This window comes from Variovorax sp. P1_H12_2 (assembly GCF_056405335.1).
Map to the genome: position 1 here is coordinate 1 of NZ_JBFUCI010000626.1, position 2473 is coordinate 2473.

General features: G+C 65.1%; 3 protein-coding genes. 2 read left to right on the plus strand and 1 reads right to left on the minus strand.

Features of this window, described 5'->3' with window-relative positions:
• Positions 1–224 precede the first annotated feature (224 nt).
• Positions 225–1568 (plus strand): patatin-like phospholipase family protein, encoded by a 1344-nt coding sequence (locus AC1D2K_RS33400; protein WP_478094559.1) that lies wholly within the window; start codon positions 225–227, stop codon positions 1566–1568.
• 60 nt (positions 1569–1628) lie between these two features.
• On the opposite strand, the gene AC1D2K_RS33405 is transcribed toward AC1D2K_RS33400, so the two are convergent.
• Complete coding sequence (locus tag AC1D2K_RS33405) at positions 1629–2243, minus strand: response regulator transcription factor (protein ID WP_478094561.1); 615 nt, start codon at positions 2241–2243, stop codon at positions 1629–1631.
• Between the two features lie 22 nt (positions 2244–2265).
• Between AC1D2K_RS33405 and AC1D2K_RS33410 the strand changes: the two genes are divergently transcribed.
• Positions 2266–2473: hypothetical protein (locus tag AC1D2K_RS33410; protein WP_478094562.1), on the plus strand; the 208-nt coding region annotated here is incomplete at its 3' end.

The following is a 2473-nucleotide window of genomic DNA, read 5'->3' on the forward strand; positions in this document are numbered from 1 at the left end:
CGGGGTCCGTTCGGTCACTTCACCGAAGTGAAGCTGAAGGACCCGGCCATGCTCAACGGCGTCAAGGTCGGCGATCAGATGAAGATGACCATCACGCAGGCCATCGCCACTTCGGTGGTGCGCAAGGGCTAGCTGCAATTCGCGTAGCCAGTTCTTCGGCGAGCGGCATGGCGGCTTTGTCGGTTGTCTTCTCGCGCCGAAGCCTGCTGTGGCTACTGCCGGGCATGGCCTTGGCGCTCGGCGCCTGCACCACCTACGGCGTGGTCGAGAACGTGCGCCTGGATCCGGGCCGCCATGGGCCCGTCTATTCGCTCGGCGAGTTCGCCAGGAACCCGCATCGACATTCCGACGAGCTCACCCTGGCCGTCGCCTTCTCGGGAGGCGGCACACGCGCTGCCGCGCTGTCCTTTGGGGTCATGCAGGAGCTGCGCGACACCCGCGTGCACATCGATGGCCGGGACACGAGCCTGCTGGAGGCGATCAACGTCATCAGCTCGGTGTCCGGAGGCAGCTTCACCTCAGCCTACTACGGCCTCTACGGCGATCGCATCTTCGCCGACTACGAGGAGCGATTCCTTCGCAGCGATGTCCAGGGCGCCCTGCTGCGAGGCCTGCTGGATCCCACGCGCTGGTTCAGCAGCCACGGCCGTACCGAGATGGCTGTTTCCTACTACCAGCAGTCCTTGTTCGGCGATGCCACCTTCGGCGACCTGGCAAAGCGCGATGCGCCGCTGATCCTGATCAACAGCTCCGACCTGAGCACCGGCGGGCGATTCTCGTTCGTGCAGGAGTACTTCGACCTGCTGTGCTCGGACCTGGGCAGTTTCCCGCTGGCGCGCGCCGTCACCGCATCGAGCGCCGTGCCGGTGCTGTTCGGGCCCGTGGTGGCAGAGAACTACAGTGGCTGCGCCAGCGCCATGCCTCGCTGGCTTGCGGCCGCGAAGAAGCGAGACAGCGACGATGCCTACTTGAGCATGGTGGTGCAGGATGACCTCGCCTACCAGAACAAGGTCACGCACAAGTACGCCCAGTTCGTCGATGGCGGGATCACCGACAACCTGGGCCTTCGCGCACTGCTGGACGCCGTCGAACTGACCGGGGGTGCCGAGAAATACGTCAGCAAGCTCGACATCGCGGTGCCGCGTCGCATCGCCATCGTCTCGGTCAATGCCGCCGCCGACGCGCCCGCGGGCATCGGCGAGAGCAACCGGGCGCCGACCTTCGAGCAGACGATGAACGCCGTCACCGATGTGCAGTTACATCGCTACAACGTGGCGACGCTTCAGCAGACCCAGCAGAGTCTCGACCGCTGGACCCGCGAGCTGTCGACGCCCGGACGGCCCGTGAACTCGTACTTCATCCGGCTCAGCTTCGAGGACGTTCCCGACCTGCCGCTGCGCCGATTCCTGAACGAGATCCCGACCAGCTTTGTTCTGGACAAGGAGCAGGTGGCGCAGTTGATTGCCACCGGCCGGGAGCTACTGCGCAACAACCCGGACTATCAGCGCCTGCTGACCGGGCTGCGAGCGCAGGCCGATGCCGCCGGGCCTGCGACCGCCGCGCCCTGAAGCACTGCAAACGCGATGGCGGCGAATCGATGACGGGCCCGACCCGCCGACTGTCGGTGGCTATTGGGTCGAAAGTTCGAGATTCAATCGCAGCAGATCGGTAATCGAGTTGACCTTGAGCTTCTCAAGCAGCCGGCTGCGATGCTGCTCGACCGTGCGGTGACTGATCGCGAGCTCCTTGGCAATGACCTTGCTCGGCAAGCCCTTGAGTGCCAGCGACATCACCTCGCGTTCGCGATCGGTCAGTGCGGCGATGCGCTTGGCCAGGCCCTGATGCACATCGGCGACAGGCGCCGACCGCATGCCGGCATCGCGGCGCAAGGCCTCGTCGATCGCGTCCAGCAGCTGCTGCTCGCGGTAGGGCTTCTGCACGAAGTCGACGGCCCCGTCCTTGATCGCCTTGACCGCCATCGTGATGTCGCCATGGCCGCTGATGAAGACGATCGGGATTCGCGCGCCGATCGCGACCAGGCGCTGCTGAAGCGCGAGCCCGCTCATGCGAGCCATGCGCACATCGAGCACGAGGCAGCCGGGCCGCGACGGATCGAAGGATTCGAGGAACTCCGGCGCCGAACTGTGAACCTCGGCGGCGAGGCCGATCGAGTTGACCAGTTCGCGCACCGAGTCGCGATAGGCTTCGTCGTCATCGATGATGAATACGGTGGGTTCGGTCATGGTCTATTGGAGACTTGGAAGCGTGAAGCTCAACGAGGCTCCGCCGCCGGGATTGTACGAGGCCCAGAGTTTGCCGCCCATGGGCCGCGCTGGCGGCCGACGCCAACGCAACGTTGACCAAGCCGATGTTCGTCAAGATGATGACCGGCACCGCGGCGTGAAGGACACGCTTCTGTCCGACCGGCTGTTGATCGACGGCAGCAAGATCGACCTCGTGCGCTTCCTGTCGC

Coding starts and splice junctions, on each gene's coding strand:
- AC1D2K_RS33400 (WP_478094559.1), top strand. CDS start 225: ATGGCCTTGGCGCTCGGCGCCTGCACCACCTACGGCGTGGTCGAGAAC.
- AC1D2K_RS33405 (WP_478094561.1), bottom strand. CDS start 2,243: ATGACCGAACCCACCGTATTCATCATCGATGACGACGAAGCCTATCGC.